The organism is Bacillus cereus group sp. N24 (genome assembly GCF_016483345.1).
Lineage (GTDB): Bacteria > Bacillota > Bacilli > Bacillales > Bacillaceae_G > Bacillus_A > Bacillus_A toyonensis.
Genome location: NZ_JAEHCA010000028.1, coordinates 1 through 24826, shown reverse-complemented (window position 1 = coordinate 24826; position 24826 = coordinate 1). Strand labels below are relative to the sequence as shown.

Sequence of the window (24826 nt, the reverse complement as noted above, 5' to 3'; positions counted from 1 at the left end):
CCCTTTTAGTCTACAGGTTATCCCAATTATTCCTTAGTTGTCTCAACTTCGACATTCAATTTATCTGCTGATTGATGATCGTCGTCATCTTCTGTATCACGCATTTCGATTTCTTTATCGTCGCTAGACATCATTTTAACGTCCATACCTAAACTTTGCAGTTCTTTAATCAATACTTTGAATGATTCAGGAACGCCTGGTTCTGGAACATTTTCACCTTTAACAATTGCTTCATACGTCTTAACACGTCCGATAACATCATCAGACTTCACTGTTAAGATTTCTTGAAGAGTATAAGCAGCACCATAAGCTTCAAGTGCCCAAACCTCCATCTCACCGAAACGCTGTCCACCGAACTGAGCTTTACCTCCAAGAGGTTGCTGCGTTACAAGTGAGTATGGTCCAGTAGAACGAGCATGAAGTTTATCGTCAACCATGTGCGCAAGTTTGATCATATACATGACACCAACAGATACGCGGTTATCGAATGGTTCACCAGTACGTCCGTCATACAGGATTGTTTTCGCGTCATTTGCCATACCAGCTTCTTCAATTGTGCCCCATACATCTTCCTCACGAGCACCATCGAATACTGGTGTTGCAATGTGAATGCCAAGGTATCTTGCTGCCATACCAAGATGAAGCTCTAATACCTGACCGATATTCATACGAGATGGTACCCCTAATGGGTTTAACATGATATCGATTGGCGTACCATCTGGTAAGTAAGGCATATCTTCTTCTGGTAAAATACGAGAGATAACACCTTTGTTACCGTGACGTCCTGCCATCTTGTCACCTTCAGAAATTTTACGTTTTTGAACGATATACGCACGTACAAGTTGATTCACGCCCGGTGGCAATTCATCGCCATCTTCACGGTTGAATACTTTTACGTCTAAGATAATACCGCCACCACCATGTGGTACACGTAGTGATGTATCACGTACTTCACGTGCTTTTTCACCGAAGATTGCATGTAATAGACGTTCTTCTGCTGTTAGTTCTGTTACACCTTTAGGTGTTACTTTACCAACAAGTAGATCTCCATCTTTTACTTCAGCACCGACGCGAATAATACCACGCTCATCAAGGTTACGAAGTGCATCTTCTCCGACGTTTGGAATATCACGTGTAATTTCTTCTGGTCCAAGCTTCGTATCACGAGCTTCTGACTCATATTCTTCAATATGAATAGAAGTGTACACATCATCTTTTACAAGGCGCTCACTCATAATGATCGCATCCTCATAGTTATAACCGTCCCATGTCATGAAGCCAACAAGCACGTTACGTCCAAGTGCTAGTTCACCTAATTCCATAGAAGGACCATCCGCAAGGATTTCACCTTTTACAACTTCATTTCCAACACTTACGATTGGACGTTGGTTGTAGCAAGTTCCTTGGTTAGAACGAATGAATTTTTGCATTTTGTAGCGATCTAAGTCGCCTTTTACTGTTTGACCGTCAACTTCTACATAGCGACGTACCCAAACTTCACGTGCTTCTACGCGTTCAACAACACCAGGGTGTTTACAGATTACTGCAGCACCTGAGTCTTTTGCTGATACGTACTCCATACCTGTACCTACAATCGGTGATTCCGGATTCATTAACGGAACCGCCTGACGTTGCATGTTCGCTCCCATAAGTGCGCGGTTAGAGTCATCGTTTTCTAAGAACGGAATACAAGCTGTCGCTGCCGACACTACTTGCTTTGGAGATACATCCATATAGTCGATACGTTCTTTATTTGTGACAATGTTTTCACCACGGAAACGAGCTACGATATCTTCATCAAGGAATTCTCCTTCTTCAGATAATTTCATATTCGCTTGGGCTACAACATAATTATCTTCTTCATCTGCTGTTAAATAATCAACCTGCCCTGTTACAAGACCAGTTTCTGGGTCAACACGACGGTATGGTGTTTCAATGAAACCAAACTCATTTACTTTCGCGAACGAAGATAATGAGTTAATCAAACCGATGTTTGGTCCCTCTGGTGTTTCAATCGGACACATACGACCGTAGTGAGAGTAGTGAACGTCACGCACTTCAAAGCCTGCGCGCTCACGCGTTAAACCACCGGGTCCTAATGCAGATAGTCTTCGTTTGTGAGTTAACTCTGCTAATGGGTTTGTTTGGTCCATGAACTGAGATAACTGAGAACTTCCGAAGAACTCTTTAATAGATGCAATAACAGGACGGATGTTAATTAACGCCTGTGGTGTAATTGCATTTGTATCTTGAATCGACATTCTCTCACGAACAACACGTTCCATACGAGAAAGACCGATACGGAATTGGTTTTGTAAAAGCTCTCCTACTGAACGTAAACGACGGTTTCCTAAGTGGTCGATATCGTCTGTGTCCCCTACTTTGTATAGTAGGTTGAAGAAGTAGCTGATAGAAGCAAGGATATCACCTGGTGTAATATGTTTTATATCACGAGTAATATTTGCATTACCAATTACGTTAATTACGCGTTCGCCTTCTGACTCAGGAGCATAAATCTTAATAGATTGCAGCTCAACATCGCCTGCTACCACTCCACCCATTGGTTTCGCTGTTTTGAATCCAATGTTTTTCTCTAAGTAAGGTAGAATGCGATCAAGCGTACGACGATCTAAGACTGTTCCTTCTGCCGCTAAAATTTCACCAGTTTCTGGATCCACCAGTGTTTCAGCTAAACGTTGGTTAAACAATCTATTTTTAATGTGTAGCTTTTTGTTGATCTTATAGCGACCTACATTTGCTAAGTCGTAGCGCTTCGGATCAAAGAAACGAGACACAAGTAAGCTCTTTGCATTTTCTACTGTTGGTGGTTCACCAGGGCGTAGACGCTCATAAATTTCAAGCAATGCTTTTTCTGTGCTATCTGTGTTGTCTTTTTCTAATGTGTTGCTTAAGTATTCGTTATCACCTAAAAGCTCGGTGATTTCTTGATCAGAGCCAAACCCTAATGCGCGTAACAAAACAGTTACAGGAAGTTTACGAGTACGGTCAATACGTACATATACAACATCCTTAGCATCTGTCTCATACTCTAACCAAGCCCCGCGGTTTGGAATTACAGTAGCAGTAAAACCACGTTTTCCGTTTTTATCCACTTTGCCACTATAGTATACGCTTGGAGAGCGAACTAACTGGGAAACGATAACACGTTCTGCACCGTTAATTACGAATGTTCCAGTCTCTGTCATGAGTGGGAAATCTCCCATGAACACATCTTGTTCTTTTACTTCACCAGTTTCCTTGTTGATTAGACGCACTTTTACACGAAGTGGTGCTGCATACGTCACATCACGCTCTTTGCATTCTTCTACAGAGTATTTAGGTTCACCTAAGCTGTAGTCGATAAATTCAAGCGATAGATTTCCCGTAAAGTCTTCGATCGGAGAAATGTCTTGGAACATTTCTCGCAAACCCTCATCAAGAAACCACTGATAAGAAGAGGTTTGAATTTCGATAAGATTTGGTAACTCTAATACTTCACTAATACGGGCATAACTTCTTCGTTGGCGGTGGCGTCCGTATTGAACTAGTTGACCTGTCAACTGCTTCACCCCTCAAATCATGAGTATTATAAATGCACAAAAAAATTTGTGCAAAATCACAAATAAATACAACTACTGCTATTAGCGTAGTTTTTTTCTCTTAAAGATAGATACGTTGAGTCTTTCTACCTGCTCAAAAAGAAAAATGGCTTCTTTAAGAAAACCATCATTCTGTTTCATAATCTGCTGATTTTACTATCTTTTCCAAGAGAAACAAAAATATACATCTTTTCTCAACGCAGAAAATCATATATTGGCATTGTATAATGTTAACATAGCCAAAAATAACCGTCAACGCTTTTTTGATTTTATGATATAATATCCTTTTTTCTTTTCTACAACTTCAACTTCAGAAAATACTTCTTCTAGTTTTTTTAGTGCAGATGGTGCACCTTGTTTCTTTTGAATAACAATCCACAATTCTCCACCTGAAACTAAATACTCTACAGCTTTTTCTAAAATCTCATGCACGATATCTTTACCAGCACGAATTGGAGGATTAGATAGAATAACAGCATACTTGCCATCTACATTTTCATAGACACTACTTTGCAAAATACGTACATTTTCAATTTTGTTATTAGCGGCATTTTCTTTTGCAAGCCCCAAGGCCCTTTCATTCACATCCACCATGTGAATTTCACGATCTTGAAACTCTTTCGCTAACGACAAACCGATTGGACCGTACCCACACCCTACGTCTAACACATTACCTTTAACATCTGGCATTTGAAACGCTTCAATTAAAAGACGAGAACCAAAGTCCACTTCGTTTTTCGAGAACACCCCATGGTCAGATAAAAAAGTAAATCGAGATTCACGAAGCGTAAATTCCCATCGTTTACGATCACTCTTACTAGAAGGGTCGTTAGAAAAATAATGGTCTGCCATATGGCCACCTCTTTTCTTTACAGTTAAAAAAAAAGCTCGCATGAGAGCGAGCTTTTTAAAGCATCAAAAGTTAATTACTTAACTTCTACAGCAGCGCCAACTTCTTCAAGTTTAGCTTTCATTTCTTCAGCTTCCTCTTTAGAAACGCCTTCTTTGATTGCTTTTGGAGTGTTGTCAACTAATTCTTTAGCTTCTTTTAAGCCAAGACCAGTGATTTCACGTACAGCTTTGATAACTTTGATTTTTTGAGCGCCAGCACTTGCAAGTACTACGTCAAATTCAGTTTTCTCAGCAGCAGCTTCACCAGCGCCACCAGCTACAGCTACAGGAGCAGCAGCAGTTACGCCGAATTCTTCCTCGATAGCTTTTACTAAGTCGTTAAGTTCTAATACAGTCATAGATTTAACTGCTTCAATGATTTGTTCTTTAGTCATTGTAAATATCCTCCCTTAAATAGGTTTGTATTGTTTTATAGATAACAAGTAATTATCTTTTAAAAAATTAAGCGCCTTGCTCTTCCTTTTGTTCTGCAACTGCTTTAGTAGCAAGTGCAAGATTACGGATTGGAGCTTGAAGAACGCTAAGAAGCATAGAAAGTAAGCCTTCACGTGATGGAAGAGTAGCGATAGCTTTAACCTCATCAAGTGTTACAAGTTTACCTTCGATTACGCCCGCTTTAATTTCTAAAGCTTCATGTTTTGTAGCGAAGTCGTTTAATACTTTCGCAGGAGCAACTACATCCTCGTTACTGAACGCGATTGCGTTTGGTCCTGTTAAGAATTCGTTTAACTCAGCCATTTCAGCAGACTCTGCAGCACGACGAGTTAAAGAGTTTTTGTAAACTTTGAACTCAACGCCAGCTTCACGTAATTGCTTACGTAATTCTGTTGCTTCAGAAACTGTTAAACCACGGTAGTCAACAACGATTGTAGATTTACTAGCGCGAAGTTTGTCCGCGATTTCAGTTACAACTTGTTGTTTAGTTTCGATTACTTTGCTCATGTTATTACACCTCCTGTAGATTATATAGAAGATGTACCGAAAGTGCACTAAAAACCTCCATGCCCAACTTGTAGACATGGAGGCATATAGTCACAGAAAAAAGATTCCGCTTCGTATATTAACACCTAGGTAGGAAATTAAGTCGAATGACACCTACTGTCTACGGTACACTATTTAAATTCACAACATAAATGATTATATTAAAACTTCTTTATGAAGTCAACTTCCAATTTTTACGCAAGTGTAGAAACGTCTACGCGTACGCCAGGTCCCATTGTAGAAGCAACAGTTGCATTCTTCATGTAAGTACCTTTTGCAGCAGCTGGCTTAGCTTTTTGTAGCGTGTCAGCAATTGTTTTGAAGTTTTCTACTAGTTTAGCATCTTCGAAAGATACTTTACCGATTGGAACGTGGATGTTACCAGCTTTATCAACGCGGTATTCAACTTTACCAGCTTTGATTTCGTTAACAGCTTTAGTTACATCGAAAGTAACTGTTCCAGTTTTAGGGTTTGGCATTAAACCTTTAGGTCCTAATACGCGACCAAGTTTACCAACTTCACCCATCATGTCAGGAGTTGCTACTACTACATCGAAATCGAACCAACCTTGTTGGATTTTACCGATGTAATCAGCATCGCCTACGAATTCAGCGCCAGCAGCTTCAGCTTCTTTTGCTTTTTCGCCTTTAGCGAATACTAATACACGTTGTACTTTACCAGTACCGTGTGGAAGAACAACTGCGCCACGAATTTGTTGGTCAGCTTTCTTAGGGTCAACACCTAAACGGAATGCAGCTTCTACAGTTGCATCAAATTTAGCTGTGTTTGTTTTCTTTACTAATTCTACTGCTTCTGTTGCAGAGTAAGCAGTTGCACGATCAACAAGCTTCGCAGCTTCTACGTACTTTTTACCTCTTTTAGCCATTTTTATTTCCTCCTCGAATGTGGTTTTAGCGGAATAACCTCCCACGTTTACGCTTTTTTTCCAGGGATAACCTGAGGATGCGCGCCATCCTTTTATTTTAAAAAACGATAATCATTTACGATAATAAAGGTTGCGAATTGGAATTCCAGACCCGCAACCTTTTTTAAAAACAAATCGAATTAGTCTTCGATAACGATGCCCATACTGCGTGCAGTACCTTCAACCATACGCATTGCAGCTTCTACGCTAGCAGCGTTTAGGTCAGGCATTTTAGTTTCAGCGATTTCGCGTACTTTATCACGCTTAACAGTTGCCACTTTATTACGGTTTGGTTCACCAGAACCAGACTCAATACCAGCTACTTTCTTAAGAAGAACAGCAGCAGGAGGAGTTTTAGTAATGAAAGTGAATGAACGGTCCTCAAATACCGTAATTTCAACAGGGATGATAAGACCAGCTTGATCTGCTGTACGAGCGTTAAACTCTTTACAGAAGCCCATGATGTTAACACCTGCTTGTCCTAATGCTGGACCAACTGGTGGAGCTGGGTTAGCTTTACCTGCAGGAATTTGAAGCTTTACCATTTTAATTACCTTTTTAGCCACGAGACACACCTCCTTAAGTCCGTGATGTGGTCAATTGGACAGTGATTTGCCCTCCCACGTCATATTTTATCTGTAACGATAAAATCTTTCAAAAAACGTCTCCGATAACGAAGACGTACTGACTTAAAAGATATTATCACTTTTTACAATTCATTTCAAGTTTCATTTTATAATTTTTCAATTTGATGGAAGTCAAGTTCAACTGGAGTCTCGCGACCAAACATATCTACAAGCACACTAACTTTCTTCTTCTCCACATCAATTTCTTCAATAGCACCTGTATAATCTGCGAATGGTCCCTCATTTACACGTACTGTCTCATGAAGTTCAAAGTCGAAATCAACCACTTCATTGTCCATTCCCATATGCTTCATAATGGTAACAACTTCCTCTTCTAATAGAGGAGATGGTTTAGATCCAGAACCTGAAGAACCAACAAAACCTGTTACACCCGGTGTATTACGAACAACATACCAAGAGTCATCAGTCATGATTAGTTCCACTAACACGTAACCTGGGAACACTTTTCTTTTCATTATTTTTTCTTTACCATTTTTCATTTCTACTTCTACTTCTTCCGGGACAACAACACGGAAAATTTTATCTTGCATACCCATTGATTCTACACGTTTCTCTAGGTTTGCCTTTACTTTATTTTCATATCCAGAATAAGTATGGACAACATACCAACTTTTTTCCATTCATTTAGGACGAGCGTCCTTCCCTCCCTGACGTACATTTTTTTGCGCAAATGAAAAAACCCGTTCACCGGGCTTTTACACAGTTCTTATAAATAACATTATATCATGGATAAGTGCTTCTTATTCAAGAATTAACCAAGAATTAACCGAATTAAAGAAGAAATGCCCATATCAACTACTGCGAAGAAAATCGCAAAGAACACAACTGTAGCGATAACAGTCGCTGTTGAGCGGAGTAATTCATCTTTTTTAGGCCAACTTACTTTTTTCATTTCGCGACCTACATCGCCGAAAAAGTTCGTTAAACGCATCTGCGGGACCTCCAGTGTATTATTTATTTTGTTTCCTTGTGAACTGTATGCTTATTGCATGTTTTACAAAACTTCTTTATCTCAAGTCGCTCTACTGAGCTCGTATCTTTCATCGTAGAGTAGTTTCGATTTTTACACTCTTCACATGAGAGTACAACTTTTTTCCTCATTAGTTACACCAGCCTTGTAACATTATGTCCCTAAAAATGTATCATACAACAAAAGACAATGTCAATGTCATGACTCCCACTCTCGTTACAAAAAGAAAACAGGTGAATTAATTTACACCTGCGTTACTTTCTATGAATTTAAAGTTGTACTCTCTCTCATTTCCATATATCGTTCCAATTTCCTCTTCACCCGCTGTAAAGCGTTATCAATAGATTTCACATGTCTGTTTAACTGTTCCGAAATCTCTTGATAAGAGCGACCATCTAAGTATAAAGAAAGTACTTTCCTTTCTAAATCGCTTAATAATTCAGATATTTTAGACTCTATGTCGGTATATTCTTCTTGACTAATGATCATCTCTTCAGGATCAGTCACCTTCGCTTCGGAAATAACATCCAATAACGTTCGATCAGATTCCTCATCGTAAATCGGCTTATCTAAAGACACATACGAATTTAAAGGAATATGTTTTTGTCTTGTTGCTGTTTTAATAGCGGTAATAATTTGTCGAGTAATACACAGTTCAGCAAATGCTTTGAACGAAGACAGCTTGTCCTCTTTATAATCACGAATTGCTTTAAACAATCCAATCATACCTTCTTGAACAATATCTTCTCGATCGGCACCCACTAAGAAATAAGATCTTGATTTCGCGCGAACAAAGTTCTTATATTTATGAATTAAATATTCTAGAGCGTCAGTATTACCTTTTCGAACTAACTCAACGATTGCCTCATCCTCTAAATCACGAAATGTAACGTCGCCTACACTTACGAAGCCTGCTTCCACCTTGATCCCTCCGACCGCTATTTATTTAGCAATATTATACAGTAAAAAGACAAAGAGCGTCAATGCTTCAACGCTCTCCTCTTCTTAATTTTTCTAATTTTTCTGTAATATCCTCACTAAATATCTTTCGCATGGCAGGTTGCTTTTCTTTCGTGTCTTTTGTACGTCTTCTTACTTGTTGTTCCATCGCTTGTACTTCTAACTCTAATTCACGCGCAGATTTCCGAAGGGCACCTTGCGCAAATATAACCCATTGTTCCGTATAATCAGAAGTCGCAACATATATTTGTGTATTTATATTTCTAAGCTCAATCGCAAGTTTCTCTATCTTTTCGTCCGCAGTTTGATTTTTGCGCGTGAATATTACTTCCACCCGCGATTGTTTCATCTTTTTTTCAATACCGTGGACTGTATAGGCATCAAAGACTATCATTACTTTCGTTCCTGTATATCCTTGATAATCCGCCATCTTATCAATAAGCGCGTCTCTTGATGATTGCAAATCTACATCCCGTAGTTTTTTCAAGTCTCCCCAAGCTCCGATAATGTTGTAACCGTCAACGATTAAAATATCGTTCATTTTTTATTTACCAATTTCGTGACGTTTACGATATACCTCATACATTAACAAACTTGCGGCTACTGAAGCATTTAAGGATGTAACTTTACCAACCATCGGTAAAGTAATTAAGAAATCACACTTTTCACCAATAATACGACTCATACCTTTTCCTTCACTACCAATTACTAATCCAATCGGCATTTTACCATCTAAATTACGGTAATCCGTTTTTCCTTTGGCATCTGTACCAGCAATCCAAAGTCCGCGTTCCTTCAATTCATCAATTGTGCGAGATAAGTTTGTTACGCGCGCAACTGGAATATATTCAATTGCTCCTGTTGATGCTTTTGCAACTGATGCTGTAAGTCCTACAGCCCTTCTTTTCGGAATAATAACCCCATGAGCTCCTGTGGCATCAGCAGTACGCATAATAGAACCTAGGTTATGCGGATCTTCAATTTCATCTAAGATTAAGAAGAATGGATCTTCATTACGTTTTTCTGCTACTTTGAATAAATCTTCTAATTCAGCATACTGGTATGCAGCTACTTGAGCAATTACACCTTGATGATTACCCTCAACTAATTGATCTAACTTCTTCTTTGGTGCATGTTGTAAAATAATCTTATTTTCTTTCGCTAATGCTAGTACAATCTGCACTTGCCCTTTGGCAGCACCTTCCGCGATCCAAATTTTATTAATATCTCTCCCTGATCGTAACGCTTCAATTACAGGGTTACGTCCGATAATATATTCACTACTCATGATGATGTGCCCCCTTCCTTTTCTTCTAAAACTGCAATTGCCTTATATACAATTTCGTCTAATCTTTCACGATTATTTAATAAGTGATGATAACCAATTAGCGCTTCAAAGGCTGTACTATGTCGATATGTTTGTACATCCGTATTTTTCGGAACGGTACCTGAATTTGCATTACGCCCTCTTCTTAATACCGCCTCTTCTTCCTCTGTCAAAAATGACGTCTCTAATAAATGATAAACAACTTTCGCCTGTGCTTTTGCCGAAACAAAGCTCGTCCCTAAGCGATGTAATTGATTAGGACGAACCTTTCCTTTTTGAAGGAGGTGATAGCGGATATATTGTTCATATACCGCATCACCCATATATGCTAACGCTAAGCTGTTTAATTGCTTTGCATCAATCATTCTTATCCTCTTTTCCATCTTGTACCTTGTGCGGTATCTTCTAAAATAATATTACGTTCTTTTAAATCATCGCGAATTTGATCAGATAATGCGAAATCACGATTTTTACGAGCTTCAATACGCTTTTGGATAAGCGCCTCAATTTCCTCATCAAGCAATTCTTCTTTTGCTAATTCTAATCCTAAAATATCGAATAATGTTTCAAGTTGTTTCACGTATGCTTCAATTACAACTTTAGAAGTATGTTCTTCTAATAAATATTGATTTGCGTGATTTGCTACATTATATAATTCAGTAATCGCATTAGCAGTATTGAAGTCATCATCCATTGCTTCTTCAAATGCAGCCTGGAATTTTTCCATCTCAGCTAACCATTTCTCATTATGATCTGTTAAATTCGCGCTACTTTCCATACGATGCTTTAAGTTACCGTAAGCTGTTTTAATTCTTTCTAGCCCGTTATTCGTACTTTGTAATAACTCTTCACTAAAGTTAATTGGATGACGGTAATGTACTGATAGCATAAAGAATCTAATTAACTGTGGATCATATTGCTTAATGATATCGTGAACTAAAATGAAGTTTCCAAGTGACTTAGACATCTTCTCATTATCAATATTAATATATCCATTATGCATCCAGTAACGTGCAAATGTTTTTCCAGTCAACGCCTCGGACTGCGCAATTTCATTTTCATGATGAGGAAATGCTAAGTCTTGACCACCAGCATGAATGTCAATTGTATCCCCTAAGTACTTACGTGCCATCGCTGAGCATTCAATATGCCACCCTGGACGTCCTTTCCCCCAAGGGCTTTCCCAGAAGATTTCTCCCTCTTTTGCAGCTTTCCATAAAGCAAAGTCAAGAGGGTCTTGTTTCTTTTCTCCTACTTCAATACGTGCACCATGACGTAAATCAGCAATTGGCTGATGCGATAATTTACCGTAACCTTCGAATTCTTTCGTTCTAAAGTACACATCACCTTCTGATTCATATGCATACCCTTTATTCACAAGTTCTTGAATAAATTCAATAATAATATCCATATTTTCTGTTACACGCGGATGAACTGTTGCATGTTTGCAACCTAGTGCGGTTACATCTTCAAAATATGCTTCAACGAAACGGTCAGCAATTGTCGGTACATCTTCACCTAATTCATTTGCTGCTTTAATTAATTTATCATCTACGTCAGTAAAGTTAGATACATACTGCACTTCGTACCCTTTGTGTTCTAAATAACGGCGTACTGTATCGAACACCATAGGAGGTCTCGCATTCCCAATATGGATGTAGTTATATACTGTAGGACCGCAAACATACATCTTTACCTTATTTTCTTCTAATGGAATAAACTCTTCCTTTTGACGTGTTAGCGTATTATAAATGTGAATAGTCATTTTTATCCTTCCTTTCTACCTTTACTTCAAGTTGCTTTTTCAATTTATCAAGCTCTGCTTCCATAACCTTTAATTTATCAAAAATCGGATCCGGAAGATCGGAATGATTTAACTCTTGACCAATCTTCACTCCATTTTGAATAACGACTCGGCCAGGTATACCTACAACTGTAGAATGCGCAGGGACTTCTTTTAATACAACGGATCCTGCTCCAATTTTAGAATTCTCTCCAACAGTAATTGAGCCTAGTACTTTAGCACCTGTTGCAATTAATACATTATCCTGAATTGTAGGGTGCCTCTTTCCCTTTTCTTTTCCCGTACCACCTAATGTAACACCTTGATAAATTGTTACATTATCACCAATCTCACACGTTTCTCCAATTACAACCCCCATTCCATGGTCAATGAAAAAATGACGACCAATTGTTGCTCCTGGATGAATCTCAATGCCAGTAAAAAACCGACTAACTTGTGAAATCCAACGTGCAATAAAAAAGAAATTCTTTTTATAAAAAGCATGTGCAATTCGATGGGCCCAAACTGCATGTAATCCAGAGTAAGTCAAAATGACTTCGAAATAACTTCGTGCCGCTGGATCCTGTTCAAAAACGACTTCAATATCTTCCCGAAGCCTCTTAAACATCGATGTCCCCTCCCCTTTATGGGCTGCTTTTTCGAGTGAACTAACTCCCTTAACTCCCCACTTATCCTCTAAATCTTTATACAAGGAGATCAAACTTATACTTATACCCACTTTTACGGTATAAAAAAAGACGCCTCTGTCATATTGACAGAGACGCCTTTTAAGCGCGGTTCCACTCTGTTTAGGCTAATAAAAAAGCCTCAAACTCATCCATGATAACGGTGTACACCGCTTCTGCTTACTTTACGCCCTAAGACATTTCACGAAACAATTCGTTGTTCAGCAGAAGACTCGAAGGGGCATTTCAAAAATCCGCTTATAAACCACTTCCAGCCTAAAGGTGGTTCTCTCTGTAAAAAGCCTGATTTTCTACTTCTCCTTCTCGTCGCTTTTCCTTATTAGATTTTAAGTATACTTATTATATTTCTAAACCTAGAAAATGTTAACCAATTACTTTTTGAAGACGATTTAAAACTTTTTCTTTCCCAAGAAGTGCAATCGCATTAGGAAGCTCTGGACCATGTGTTTGACCAGTAGTAGCAACACGGATTGGCATAAATAAGTTTTTACCTTTATGCCCTGTTTCCTTTTGAACTGCTTTAATAGCTGCCTTAATCGCTGCAGGCTCCATCGCTTCTAGAGCTTCTATTTGACCAGCAAATGCACGAAGTACTTCAGGTACCTGTTCACCATTTAACACTTCTTGTCCTTCTTCTTCATAATCAACATGATCTTTAAAGAACATTTCAGAAAGCTCTACGATTTCAGCTCCGAAACTCATTTGGTCATGATATAAAGCAATTACATCACGAATCCAAGCTTGTTCTTGTTCACTTAAAGTTTCGCCCACACGTCCAGCTTTCACTAAATGCGGTAAACTTAACTCTACAACCGTATCTAAATCTTGCTTTTTCATATACTGGTTGTTCATCCATTTTAATTTTTGAGAATCAAATAATGCAGGTGATTTTGATAAACGAGCTGCATCGAACATTTTGATAAACTCATCTTTAGAGAAGATTTCTTCTTCTCCTACAGGCGACCAACCTAGTAGTGCAATAAAGTTAAAGATTGCTTCTGGAAGATATCCTAGCTCTTTATATTGCTCAATAAATTGAATAATAGATTCATCACGTTTACTTAACTTTTTACGGCTTTCGTTAACAATTAGGGTCATATGACCGAATTGTGGGATGTCCCAACCGAAAGCTTCATAAATCATCATTTGTTTTGGCGTATTTGAAATATGATCATCGCCACGAAGCACATGTGTAATCTCCATTAAGTGATCATCTACTGCTACCGCAAAGTTATAAGTTGGAATTCCATCTTTTTTCACGATAACAAAATCACCGAAATCATTTGAATGGAATGCAACTTCATCTTTTACGATGTCTTTGAATGTGTAATCACGATCAGCTGGTACACGGAAACGAATACTTGGAATACGTCCCTCAGCTTCAAATTCTTTCATTTGTTCTTCAGTTAAATCACGATGGTTACCTGCATAACGAGGTGTTTCACCACGAGAAATTTGTCCTTCACGCTCTGCTTCCAGCTCTTCTTCTGTCATATAACATTTGTAAGCTAAACCACGCTCTAATAAATCTAGATATAATTTTTTATAAATATCTAAACGCTCTGTTTGACGATATGGTCCGAATTCACCACCAACATCAACACCTTCATCCCAGTCCATACCGAGCCATTTCAAGTATTTTAATTGGCTTTCTTCTCCACCTGCAACATTACGTTTTACATCAGTATCTTCAATACGAATAATAAACTTACCATCTTGATGACGAGCAAATAAATAATTAAATAATGCCGTACGCGCATTTCCGATATGTAAGTGTCCTGTTGGACTTGGCGCATAGCGCACTCTCACTTGCTTTTCCATAATTGGTACACCTTCCATTCTTAATGTCAACACATTCTATAATTGTACAACAAAAAAATGTGATTATCCATCTTACGAATTAAAAACCATTATTTTTTCTGTAATAATACCACTGCTTGAGAAGCAATTCCTTCTTCTCTACCTGTAAATCCTAATTTTTCTGTTGTTGTTGCCTTTACATTAATGTTATCTATAGACGTTTCTAACAGTTCACTAATACGTTTACGCATACTTTCAATATGCGGTGCCATTTTTGGCTTTTGAGCAATAATTGTACAATCTAGATTTCCTAGCTCGTAACCTTGTTCGCGTACAAATTCCCAAACCTTTTGTAGTAATATAGCTGAATCTGCATCTTTAAAGGCAGGATCAGTATCAGGAAAATGCTTTCCAATATCTCCTGCTGCAATTGCTCCTAGACATGCGTCAGCAATCGTATGTAACAATACATCCGCATCTGAGTGACCGATTAATCCCTTCTCATGAGGAATTGTAATTCCGCCGATAATTAACGGTCTACCTTCCGCAAATTCATGTACATCAAAACCTTGTCCAATTCGAAACATTCTTTACATCCTCCTTGAGCTAAACCACTGAGCTTTATGACTCTATATTATATCGATATCCTTACAAAGAAAAGCCCGGCTATTGCCGAGCTTTCCTTTGTTATACACCATCACGGCTATTTTTTCTGAACATGAAGGAAACTTTCAGCAATTAGTAAATCCTCTGGAGTCGTCACTTTAATATTATAGTAACTCCCCTCTACTACACCTACTTGCTTACCAATGCGTTCTACGAGACTTGCATCATCTGTACCAAGAAAACAGCTCTGTTTTGCACTTCTATGAGCTTCTAACAAAAGCGAAACAGAGAACCCTTGCGGTGTTTGTACAGCCTTAAGCTGAGATCGTTCTACCGTTTCGACAACAACACCTTGCTCTACTTTCTTCACTGTATCCTTTACTGGCACTGCACAAATGGAAGCTCCATATTTTTCTGCTGCTGTTAATACATCTTGAATCACTTTATTCGTTACGAATGGGCGCGCTCCGTCATGCACAAGAACGTATTCCACATCACTTGCATGCTGAATCGCGTTATATACACTATCTTGTCTTTCAGCCCCGCCTTGAATAAATTGCACCTGTTTTTCAATCGGATACTTCTGCATTAATTCTTCAAAATACGGGCGTTCCTCTTCGTTAATTGCCATAACAATACTTTTGCACGCCTTATCTCTTTCAAAAGCACGTAATGTATGCACGATAATCGGTACTTCATTTATAAGTAAGAACAACTTATTTTTGCCAGCACCCATCCGCTTTCCTTGACCGGCTGCCGGAATAATTAATGTATACATATTAATAATCCTCTACCTATAATGCTTTTTCTAATAATTTACGTTTTGCGAAAATCATACGACCAGCCGATGTTTGTAATACGCTAGTAACTAGTACATTAAGTTGCGAACCTACATACTCTCTACCATCTTCTACTACAATCATCGTACCATCATCTAAGTACGCAACACCTTGGTTTTGCTCTTTACCATCTTTCACAACATAAACACTTAATTCTTCGCCAGGGAGTACAACTGGTTTAATTGCATTAGCTAAATCATTAATGTTTAACACCGTTACTCCTTGTAGTTCAGAAACTTTATTTAAGTTAAAATCATTCGTTACTACAGTTCCACCGGTGATTTTAGCTAACTTTACAAGTTTACTATCCACCTCTTGGATATCCTCGAAATCGCCTTCATAAATTTCTACCGGAATCGGCATCTCTTTTTGAATACGATTTAAAATGTCTAGTCCTCTGCGACCACGATTACGCTTTAAAGCATCGGAGGAGTCGGCAATATGCTGAAGCTCTTCTAATACGAATTGTGGAATTACAATTGTTCCTTCTAAAAACTTCGTTTGGCAAATATCAGCAATACGTCCATCAATAATTACACTCGTATCGAGAATTTTCCAATGAGCCGTAGATTTTTCTACCTCTATCTCTTCGTTCTCACTATTGTTTTTCTTCTTACCTCCGCGTTGGGGTAATGTAAATAATCCTAGCAATTCATTCCTCTTTTTAAATCCTACTTGGAATCCTAAATATCCAAGTAAAAGAGTAAAGAACACTTGCAATACTGTGCTAATAACCGGAATTGTAAATTCACGAATTGGTATTAAAATTAAATATGCAACAATGAGACCAGAGATTAACCCTAATGTACCAAATAAAACATCTGCTACAGGCGCCTTTACAAGAGCCTCTTCAATATGCTTAATAAGTTGAACAATATAATCTACAAGCCAAAATGTTGTTAAAAATAAAATAATTGCACCAATAATTGCACGAACATACGATCCTTCCAATAAAGGAACAGCACCGATGTCTAATACATTAATAACTTTTGGGATTAAGTAAATCCCTAACGCTCCCCCGATTACTAGAAAGAAGAGCTGTACGATCCGTTTTAACATCCAACCACCTCCTACTCATTATTAACCATTGTTTCGCTAATCAAAACGCCGAATGCAAAAGCGGACGTGTTTTTTTATAAATAGTTTTATTTACCAATATATCATATCATATACCAAAAATGTTCTAGTGTCGTTATATTATGGAATCAATGTAATATTCTTAATTGTGTCTACTCATATAGAGATGCTCTTGAATTCTTTTTAAGCCTTCTCGTATTTTCTTCGCCCTTACTTCTCCAATTCCTTCCACATCATCCAATTCATGAATAGTCGCGCGACAAACACCTTGCAACGTTTTGAATCGATTAATTAAATTTTCAATGATAAGTGGCGGAACACGAGAGATTTTGCTTGTGATTCGATATCCCCTTGGCGTCACACTTTCTTCCAAACTCGTTTGCCCTGGGTAGCCAAGTAATTTAACTAAATCACTATCCTCTAAAAGTTGTGTATTTGCAAGGTCCTGCAACTTTTTCAAAATTTGATGATGGTCTTGTGTTTTTTCTTGGTGATAATCTTTGATTAATAATGCTGCCTCTGCCTCTAAATCAGCTAGTAGTTCTGTAAGTTGTAAACGGATTAACCTACCTTCTGTTCCTAGCTCATGAATATAGCTCAATATTTCATTTTTAATACGCAGTACCATTTCAACACTATGTAAAACGTGAACGACCTCGGACATTGTAACGACCTCTTCAAATTCTAGAATGCCCAAATTCGTAATACCATCATTCCATACAGCCTTATATTTTTCTAACGTTTGAATAGCTTGATTTGCCTTTGTTAAAATAACCCCTATATCTTTTAGTGTATAACGTAAGTTCCCTTGATATAGCGTAATTACGTTACGTCTTTGTGAAATAGCTACAACAAGGCTACCAGTCTGCTTCGCTACACGTTCTGCTGTTCGGTGACGCATGCCTGTTTCAATAGAATCAATAGATGCCTCTGGAACTAACTGTGCATTTGCTATTAAAATTTTACTTCCCGTTTCATTTAAAATAAGTGCCCCGTCCATTTTTGCTAATTCATATAAACTAGCAGGAGAGAATGCACAATTAATGTGAAAACCGCCATCAACAATACTTTTAATCTGCTCATTATATCCAAGAACAATTAGTCCCCCTGTTTGTGCGCGAAGTACATTATCTATCCCTTCGCGCAGTGGTGTCCCTGGGGCCACGAGCTGTAAAATATTAATCATACTTTTGACACGTTGCTTATTTTCTTCCATAGCCTAGCCTCCTAATGTCAAACGAAGCGCTTCTCCTAAATTAGAAACACCTACAACCTCAATCCCATCTGGAATTGTCCATCCACCTAAGTTTTTTCTAGGAATAATAACACGTTGAAATCCTAATTTAGCCGCTTCTTGTACACGTTGTTCGATTCTTGATACTCTTCTTATTTCTCCAGTTAATCCTACTTCTCCTATTACTGCATCGGTTGGTGCCGTAGATTTATCCCTAAAACTTGAGGCTATACTTAAAGCCACTGCTAAATCAATTGCCGGTTCATCTAATTTCAAACCACCAGCTACTTTTAAATATGCATCTTGATTTTGCAATAGTAAGCCTGTTCTTTTTTCTAATACTGCCATAATAAGCGAAACACGGTTATGATCAATTCCCGTCGCCATTCTTCGAGGATTTCCAAAACTAGTAGGGGAGATTAAAGCTTGTATTTCTACTAAAACCGGTCTTGTTCCTTCCATTGAAGCAACTACTGTTGACCCTGCAACACCAACCGGCCTTTCCTCAAGGAAGATTTCAGAAGGATTTAAAACTTCCGCAAGACCAAGCTCTTTCATTTCAAAGATACCCATTTCATTCGTGGAACCAAAACGGTTCTTCACAGCTCGTAAAATACGATACGTATGGTGTCGATCTCCCTCAAAGTAGAGAACTGCATCGACCATATGTTCTAACATACGAGGTCCTGCAATTGCTCCTTCTTTTGTCACATGCCCGACGATGAAAATAGGGATTCCTTTTGTTTTTGCAAGTTTCATTAATTCCGCTGTACATTCACGTACTTGTGCCACACTTCCTGGTGCTGACGTCACTTCAGGTAAATGTATCGTTTGAATAGAATCAATAACAACAAAAGCTGGATTCATTTCTTCAATATGTGCTGCAATACGCTGCAGGTCTGTCTCTGCTACAACAAATAGATTGCTACCCTTTACATGCAAACGATCTGCACGAAGTTTAATCTGCTTTGCCGACTCCTCACCCGATATGTATAATACATCATATGAAGAATCTGCTAATTGCGATGAAATCTGTAATAGTAATGTTGATTTTCCAATCCCAGGGTCTCCACCAATAAGTACTAAGGACCCATCTACAATTCCGCCACCAAGCACACGGTTAAACTCTTGAAATTCCGTTTCAATACGTGCCTCAGACTTTGTTTCTACTTCAGTAAGACGTCTTGGTTTTGTTACTTCCGTTTGAATTGCATTCGCGTAATTAAGGCGCCTTGATGATACAACTGGTTCCATCTCTTCAACAAGTGTATTCCATTGACCACATCCGGGACATTTACCCATATATTTCGGTGACTGATAACCACATTCTTGACATATAAATTTCGTTTTCTTTTTAGCCATACCTTTTTATAGTTCACTTCACTTTCGTCTATAAACGTTTATCCTTCTCGTACAAGAAAGAGGGCTATCGCGTAGCCCTCTTTGTTTGTCTATACTTATTTTACCTTTTCCGCACTATGAATGACAAATGATTCTCCTTCTACATCAAAGATAACTTTTTGTCCTTTCTCAATAGCACCTTTTAAAAGTTCTTCAGATAGTCTATCTTCTACATGCTTCTGAATTGCCCTACGAAGCGGACGAGCACCGTACTCACGATCAAATCCTTTATCAGCAATAGCAGAAATTGCCCCTTCTGTTAATTGCAATTCGATTTCTTGTTCTTTTAAGCGATTCACTAACTGATTTACCATAAGAGTTACAATTTCTTGAATATGTTTTTTCTCAAGCATATGGAATACGATAATTTCATCGATACGGTTTAAGAATTCTGGACGAAATGCTTTTTTCAGTTCATCCATTACTTTACCTTTCATATCCGAATAATCGCGGCTCTCATCTTGTACGTTAAATCCAAGATACTTATTACGTTTTAATGCATCTGCCCCAACGTTAGATGTCATAATAACAATTGTATTACGGAAATCTACTGTACGTCCTTTAGAATCGGTTAAACGACCATCTTCTAATACTTGTAGTAAAATATTAAACACATCCGGATGAGCTTTCTCTACCTCATCTAATAAGACAACTGAATATGGCTTGCGACGAACTTTCTCTGTTAATTGTCCACCTTCTTCATATCCAACATATCCTGGAGGAGAACCAACTAAACGGGAAGTAGAATGCTTCTCCATGTACTCTGACATATCGATGCGAATCATTGCATCTTCATCACCGAACATAGATTCTGCTAGTGCTCTTGCAAGTTCTGTTTTACCTACACCTGTTGGCCCTAAGAAAATAAATGAACCAATTGGGCGCTTCGGATCTTTTAATCCTGCTCTCGCACGACGAACAGCTTTTGCTACAGCTACTACCGCTTCATCTTGACCAATTAAACGATCATGAAGAATGGATTCTAAGTTTAATAATTTATCAGTCTCTGTTTGTGCAAGTTTAGAAACTGGGATACGCGTCCATGTAGAAACGACATTTGCAATATCTTCTACCGTAACCTCTGAATTTTCTTTTCCTTGTTGCTCTTTCCATTGACGTTTTGTATCTTCTAACTTCTCTCGTAAGCGTTGTTCCATATCACGTAAAGATGCAGCCTTTTCAAATTCTTGACTTTGTACAGCCGCATCTTTTTCTTTTCGAATCTCCTCAAGCTTCACTTCAAGCTCTTTTAAGTTTGGTGGTGTTGTATAAGAACGTAAGCGAACTTTTGAAGCAGCTTCATCAATTAAATCAATTGCTTTATCCGGTAAAAAGCGATCTGTAATATAACGATCTGAAAGTTTTACAGCTGCATCAATAGCGTCATCTGTAATAGATACACGGTGATGCGCCTCATAACGGTCACGTAAACCTTTCAAGATTTGAATCGATTCTTCTAAACTTGGCTCATCAACATGAATTGGTTGAAAACGTCTTTCTAAAGCCGCGTCTTTTTCAATATATTTGCGATACTCATCTAAAGTTGTCGCCCCAATACATTGTAACTCTCCTCGTGCTAAAGATGGTTTTAAAATATTCGATGCATCGATTGCACCTTCTGCTCCACCTGCACCAATTAATGTATGAAGCTCATCAATAAATAGAATAATATTGCCTGCTTGGCGAATTTCATCCATCACTTTCTTTAAACGGTCTTCAAATTCACCGCGATATTTCGTTCCAGCTACTACTGTACCCATGTCTAGTGTCATAACACGCTTATCTCTTAAAGTTTCAGGAACTTCATTATTTACAATTTGCTGTGCTAATCCTTCTGCAATTGCCGTTTTACCTACACCAGGCTCACCGATTAATACTGGGTTGTTTTTCGTTCTACGGCTTAACACCTCAATTACACGTTGAATTTCTTTACCACGTCCAATAACAGGGTCTAAGCGATTTTCACGTGCAACAACTGTTAAGTCCCTTGCTAAACTGTCAAGTGTCGGTGTATTTGCATTTGTTGCTGAACCACCTTGATGACCTGAACTAGCTTCATTACTTCCAAGAAGTTGTAACACTTGTTGTCTCGCTTTATTTAAACTTACACCTAAATTATTTAAAACACGTGCCGCTACACCTTCACCTTCACGGATTAAACCGAGTAAAATGTGTTCTGTTCCAACGTAAGAATGGCCTAGCTTACGCGCTTCATCCATAGATAATTCAATAACCTTTTTAGCACGAGGTGTATAATGTACAGTTTGAGAAGCTTCTGTTCCACGCCCAATTAACGCTTCTACTTCTTTTTGAACTTTCTCTGGACTTAATCCAAGAGCAATTAACGCTTTTGCTGCAATTCCTTCACCTTCGCGTACAAGCCCAAGTAAAATATGTTCTGTTCCAATATTATTATGCCCAATACGAATTGCTTCCTCTTGAGATAAAGCTAATACTTTCTGTGCTCTTTCTGTAAATCTTCCAAACATCATAGAAATCGCCTCCTACTTGCGCTTAGTTTTTTTCAATACGTAATCGCTCACGGATTAAGGTTGATCTTCGATAATCTCTTTCTTCTGGCCCTAAAGGTCCTCCTGCGTATTGTTGTAAAATGCCCGGTTGAGTAAGAACCATTAACTCCGTCAAAATATTTCTCGATATACCTTTTATATATCCTAGATCAATACCAAGTCGTACATCTGATAAGCAATTAGCAGCTTCTGCAGATTGAATTAAACGACTGTTTGCTAGTATGCCGTAAGAACGATAAACCTTATCTTCAAGTTCAATACTTGAATTTTGTACAATTAATTCTCTAGCCATTTTTTCTTGCTGTATAATTTGTTGAATGACACCTTTTAAATCTGCAATAATATCTTCTTCAGACTTTCCTAGCGTCATTTGATTTGACACTTGAAATATATTACCTAACGCTTCGCTACCTTCACCGTATATTCCTCTTACTACTAACCCTAATTTTTGAATTACTTGTATAATACGGCTAATTCTTTTTGTTAAAACCAGTCCCGGTAAATGAATCATCACAGAAGCTCTTAACCCTGTGCCAACATTAGTAGGACAGCTTGTAATATATCCAAGTGATTCATCAAAAGCGTATTCAACTTCTTTCTCAATCCAATTATCTATTTGATTGGCGCTTTGAAGCGCCTCTGATAACTGTAATCCTGAAAACAGGCACTGAATCCGAATATGGTCTTCTTCATTAAGCATAACACTAATATGTTCACTTTCTGATAGTAGACATGCTCCATATTCTGTCCCTGCAAGATTTGGACTAATTAAATGCTTTTCGACTAAAACTCTCCTTTGAAGAGGGGTTAATTCATTCATCTTTAATAGTCCAAACTCCCCAAAGGACCCTACTGCTTTATTTATAAATTTCTTTTTAAATAATTCATGAATCTGTTTAGCTTCTTCTTCGTTTTGCATAGTAGAAAATTGATATTGTTTAAAATTACGAGCCAAACGAATTCGACTACTTAAAACAATATCAGAATCAGGGCCATCCCCCTTCATCCATGGACTAATCGCTTCATTCATAATTTTGTCCAGTGACATAGAACTATTCCCCCTCTCTATGCTCACTAAGATGTATTTCAAGACCTCGAATCTTATCCCTTACCTCTGCAGCTTTCTCAAATTCCTCTTTCTGTACGCATTGTTTCAGAATGAGTTTTAGTTCATCTAATTCTTTCTTTAAGTGGATATTTCCTTCTATACGTTCCGGAATTTTTCCACAATGATCTGTATGCCCACCATGAAGACGTTTTAATAGTGGCTTTAAATGCTCCTTAAATGTATCGTAGCAAGAAGAACAGCCAAAACGTCCCACTTTTGTAAATTGTTCATATGTCATCTTACAATCTGGACATCTTACTATATTTGCATTTGAAAATCCATTTTTTCCTTCTTCAAACATTGTTGATTCACCGTGTAATAAACCAGCAAATAAATCATGAAATGAAAAGTTAGACTGCGATGATTGAAAGAAAGACGTATAGCCACTTTGCTCTGCACATTGCTCACAAAGATGAACTTCCGCCTTCTTCTCGTTAATTACTTTTGTATAATGTAAAGTCGCTGGTCTTATATTACAGTTTTGACAAGTCATCACTATCCCCACCTTTACAACAGGAACGCTCTATCTCATGATACTTTTCATACATTACTAGATTGTTCGCTTTCCTGAATCCGTTTAAATAAAAGTGCATGTTCTTTTTCAAAACTTCCACAACATTTAACTGCTTTATCTTAGTCATCATTCTTTTACAAAAGCTATATTTATTTATATTTCAGTGTTCTTAACATTGCGCATAATATTCGAGCCCTAAGTTCATCTCGAGAAGGAACATCCATTGATAATACAGAACGATCTATTACGCTTAACATCAGTTTCGCTTCACGATTTGTTATGATTCCCTCTTCTATTAAACGTATAATCATGCTTTCTGCATTCCCTTGCGCAACACTATGATCAATCATATGAAGCATTTGATCAATAATGTCTATATCGTCATGCAGTTTGACTTTTATAATGCGAATGTAACCTCCTCCACCACGTTTACTTTCTACTACAAATCCTCTTTCTAACGTAAAACGGGTATTGATTACATAATTGATTTGAGATGGTACGCACTCGAACCGATCCGCAATCTCATTTCTCTTAATTTCAATCACATTATTATTGCTTAAGTCAATAACTTGCTTTAGATATTGCTCAATGATATCAGATATATTTCTCATTTATCCGCCACCTTTATTGACTTTGACTATCTTTGACTTTAATTATATACGTATTAATAAAATTTGCAACTCTTTTGCTTATTCACTATCCTAGCCACATTCTCCTGTATTTAATCAAAATATTAATACTTTAAACACATTTTTTTATTACTATGGATTATAAAATAAAACACAAAAAAACACGAGTCATTTGACTCGTGTTTTAGTTGCTTGGCAACGTCCTACTCTCACAGGGACAAGGTCCCAACTACCATCGGCGCTAGAGAGCTTAACTTCCGTGTTCGGTATGGGAA

At 37.9% G+C, this 24826-nt stretch carries 25 protein-coding genes, 1 rRNA gene and 2 other annotated features; all 26 genes read right to left on the bottom strand.

The window, feature by feature from the left end; all coding sequences use genetic code 11:
• Positions 1–26: 26 nt before the first annotated feature.
• Positions 27–3560 (bottom strand): DNA-directed RNA polymerase subunit beta, encoded by a 3534-nt coding sequence (gene rpoB / locus JDS95_RS25710; RefSeq protein ID WP_000147560.1) that lies wholly within the window; start codon positions 3558–3560, stop codon positions 27–29.
• A 291-nt stretch (positions 3561–3851) separates the two neighbouring features.
• Positions 3852–4451 (bottom strand): class I SAM-dependent methyltransferase, encoded by a 600-nt coding sequence (locus JDS95_RS25705; protein WP_000763276.1) that lies wholly within the window; start codon positions 4449–4451, stop codon positions 3852–3854.
• Between the two features lie 74 nt (positions 4452–4525).
• The gene (gene rplL / locus JDS95_RS25700; RefSeq protein ID WP_000159737.1) at positions 4526–4885 is read right to left on the bottom strand and encodes a 50S ribosomal protein L7/L12; all 360 of its coding nucleotides are present in this window, start codon (positions 4883–4885) and stop codon (positions 4526–4528) included.
• Positions 4886–4952: 67 nt separating this feature from the next.
• On the bottom strand, positions 4953–5453 hold the full coding sequence (gene rplJ, locus JDS95_RS25695; RefSeq protein ID WP_000048718.1) for a 50S ribosomal protein L10: 501 nt from the start codon (positions 5451–5453) through the stop codon (positions 4953–4955).
• 39 nt (positions 5454–5492) lie between these two features.
• Positions 5493–5637 (bottom strand) — a sequence feature (ribosomal protein L10 leader region).
• A gap of 49 nt (positions 5638–5686) precedes the next feature.
• Positions 5687–6379, bottom strand: coding sequence for a 50S ribosomal protein L1 (gene rplA, locus JDS95_RS25690; protein ID WP_002093855.1), 693 nt, complete (start codon positions 6377–6379; stop codon positions 5687–5689).
• Positions 6380–6558: 179 nt separating this feature from the next.
• The gene (gene rplK, locus JDS95_RS25685; protein ID WP_001085872.1) at positions 6559–6984 is read right to left on the bottom strand and encodes a 50S ribosomal protein L11; all 426 of its coding nucleotides are present in this window, start codon (positions 6982–6984) and stop codon (positions 6559–6561) included.
• A gap of 167 nt (positions 6985–7151) precedes the next feature.
• Positions 7152–7685 carry a transcription termination/antitermination protein NusG gene (gene nusG / locus JDS95_RS25680; protein WP_000415793.1) on the bottom strand — a complete coding sequence of 178 codons (534 nt, stop codon included), beginning with the start codon at positions 7683–7685 and terminating at the stop codon, positions 7152–7154.
• A 131-nt stretch (positions 7686–7816) separates the two neighbouring features.
• Positions 7817–7996, bottom strand: coding sequence for a preprotein translocase subunit SecE (gene secE, locus JDS95_RS25675; RefSeq protein WP_001241321.1), 180 nt, complete (start codon positions 7994–7996; stop codon positions 7817–7819).
• Between the two features lie 23 nt (positions 7997–8019).
• Positions 8020–8166, bottom strand: coding sequence for a 50S ribosomal protein L33 (rpmG, locus tag JDS95_RS25670; protein WP_012260172.1), 147 nt, complete (start codon positions 8164–8166; stop codon positions 8020–8022).
• 130 nt (positions 8167–8296) lie between these two features.
• Positions 8297–8956 (bottom strand): RNA polymerase factor sigma-70, encoded by a 660-nt coding sequence (locus JDS95_RS25665; RefSeq protein ID WP_000387198.1) that lies wholly within the window; start codon positions 8954–8956, stop codon positions 8297–8299.
• Positions 8957–9023: 67 nt separating this feature from the next.
• Complete coding sequence (locus tag JDS95_RS25660; RefSeq protein WP_000997879.1) at positions 9024–9536, bottom strand: NYN domain-containing protein; 513 nt, start codon at positions 9534–9536, stop codon at positions 9024–9026.
• Positions 9537–9539: 3 nt separating this feature from the next.
• A complete protein-coding gene (gene rlmB, locus JDS95_RS25655; RefSeq protein ID WP_000093761.1) occupies positions 9540–10283 on the bottom strand; it encodes a 23S rRNA (guanosine(2251)-2'-O)-methyltransferase RlmB in 744 nt (247 codons plus the stop codon).
• Entirely contained in the window at positions 10280–10687 is a 408-nt protein-coding gene (locus JDS95_RS25650) for a Mini-ribonuclease 3 (protein WP_000564265.1), read from the bottom strand. The genes rlmB and JDS95_RS25650 overlap by 4 nt, the downstream gene beginning before the upstream one ends.
• Before the next feature lie 2 nt (positions 10688–10689).
• Positions 10690–12087, bottom strand: coding sequence for a cysteine--tRNA ligase (cysS, locus tag JDS95_RS25645; protein WP_085451245.1), 1398 nt, complete (start codon positions 12085–12087; stop codon positions 10690–10692).
• Entirely contained in the window at positions 12068–12733 is a 666-nt protein-coding gene (gene cysE, locus JDS95_RS25640) for a serine O-acetyltransferase (protein ID WP_000476498.1), read from the bottom strand. The genes cysS and cysE overlap by 20 nt, the downstream gene beginning before the upstream one ends.
• 146 nt (positions 12734–12879) lie before the next feature.
• Positions 12880–13128: a binding site (T-box leader), on the bottom strand.
• 47 nt (positions 13129–13175) lie between these two features.
• Positions 13176–14633 carry a glutamate--tRNA ligase gene (gene gltX, locus JDS95_RS25635; RefSeq protein WP_000415160.1) on the bottom strand — a complete coding sequence of 486 codons (1458 nt, stop codon included), beginning with the start codon at positions 14631–14633 and terminating at the stop codon, positions 13176–13178.
• A gap of 89 nt (positions 14634–14722) precedes the next feature.
• Positions 14723–15199, bottom strand: a complete 477-nt coding sequence (gene ispF / locus JDS95_RS25630; protein ID WP_000488380.1) for a 2-C-methyl-D-erythritol 2,4-cyclodiphosphate synthase — start codon at positions 15197–15199, stop codon at positions 14723–14725.
• A 116-nt stretch (positions 15200–15315) separates the two neighbouring features.
• Positions 15316–15996, bottom strand: coding sequence for a 2-C-methyl-D-erythritol 4-phosphate cytidylyltransferase (gene ispD, locus JDS95_RS25625; protein WP_000288308.1), 681 nt, complete (start codon positions 15994–15996; stop codon positions 15316–15318).
• Positions 15997–16012: 16 nt separating this feature from the next.
• A complete protein-coding gene (locus JDS95_RS25620) occupies positions 16013–17116 on the bottom strand; it encodes a PIN/TRAM domain-containing protein (RefSeq protein ID WP_000919680.1) in 1104 nt (367 codons plus the stop codon).
• Positions 17117–17276: 160 nt separating this feature from the next.
• Positions 17277–18350 carry a DNA integrity scanning diadenylate cyclase DisA gene (gene disA, locus JDS95_RS25615; RefSeq protein WP_000392164.1) on the bottom strand — a complete coding sequence of 358 codons (1074 nt, stop codon included), beginning with the start codon at positions 18348–18350 and terminating at the stop codon, positions 17277–17279.
• Positions 18351–18353: 3 nt separating this feature from the next.
• A complete protein-coding gene (radA, locus tag JDS95_RS25610; RefSeq protein WP_001085199.1) occupies positions 18354–19730 on the bottom strand; it encodes a DNA repair protein RadA in 1377 nt (458 codons plus the stop codon).
• A 95-nt stretch (positions 19731–19825) separates the two neighbouring features.
• Entirely contained in the window at positions 19826–22261 is a 2436-nt protein-coding gene (gene clpC, locus JDS95_RS25605) for an ATP-dependent protease ATP-binding subunit ClpC (RefSeq protein WP_000971171.1), read from the bottom strand.
• Positions 22262–22283: 22 nt separating this feature from the next.
• A complete protein-coding gene (locus JDS95_RS25600) occupies positions 22284–23348 on the bottom strand; it encodes a protein-arginine kinase McsB (protein ID WP_000050835.1) in 1065 nt (354 codons plus the stop codon).
• 4 nt (positions 23349–23352) lie between these two features.
• The gene (locus JDS95_RS25595; protein WP_000128388.1) at positions 23353–23901 is read right to left on the bottom strand and encodes a protein-arginine kinase activator protein McsA; all 549 of its coding nucleotides are present in this window, start codon (positions 23899–23901) and stop codon (positions 23353–23355) included.
• A 170-nt stretch (positions 23902–24071) separates the two neighbouring features.
• Positions 24072–24533, bottom strand: coding sequence for a transcriptional regulator CtsR (gene ctsR, locus JDS95_RS25590; RefSeq protein ID WP_001244560.1), 462 nt, complete (start codon positions 24531–24533; stop codon positions 24072–24074).
• Between the two features lie 208 nt (positions 24534–24741).
• Positions 24742–24826: ribosomal RNA gene (gene rrf / locus JDS95_RS32220) — 5S ribosomal RNA — on the bottom strand; the annotation flags it as partial.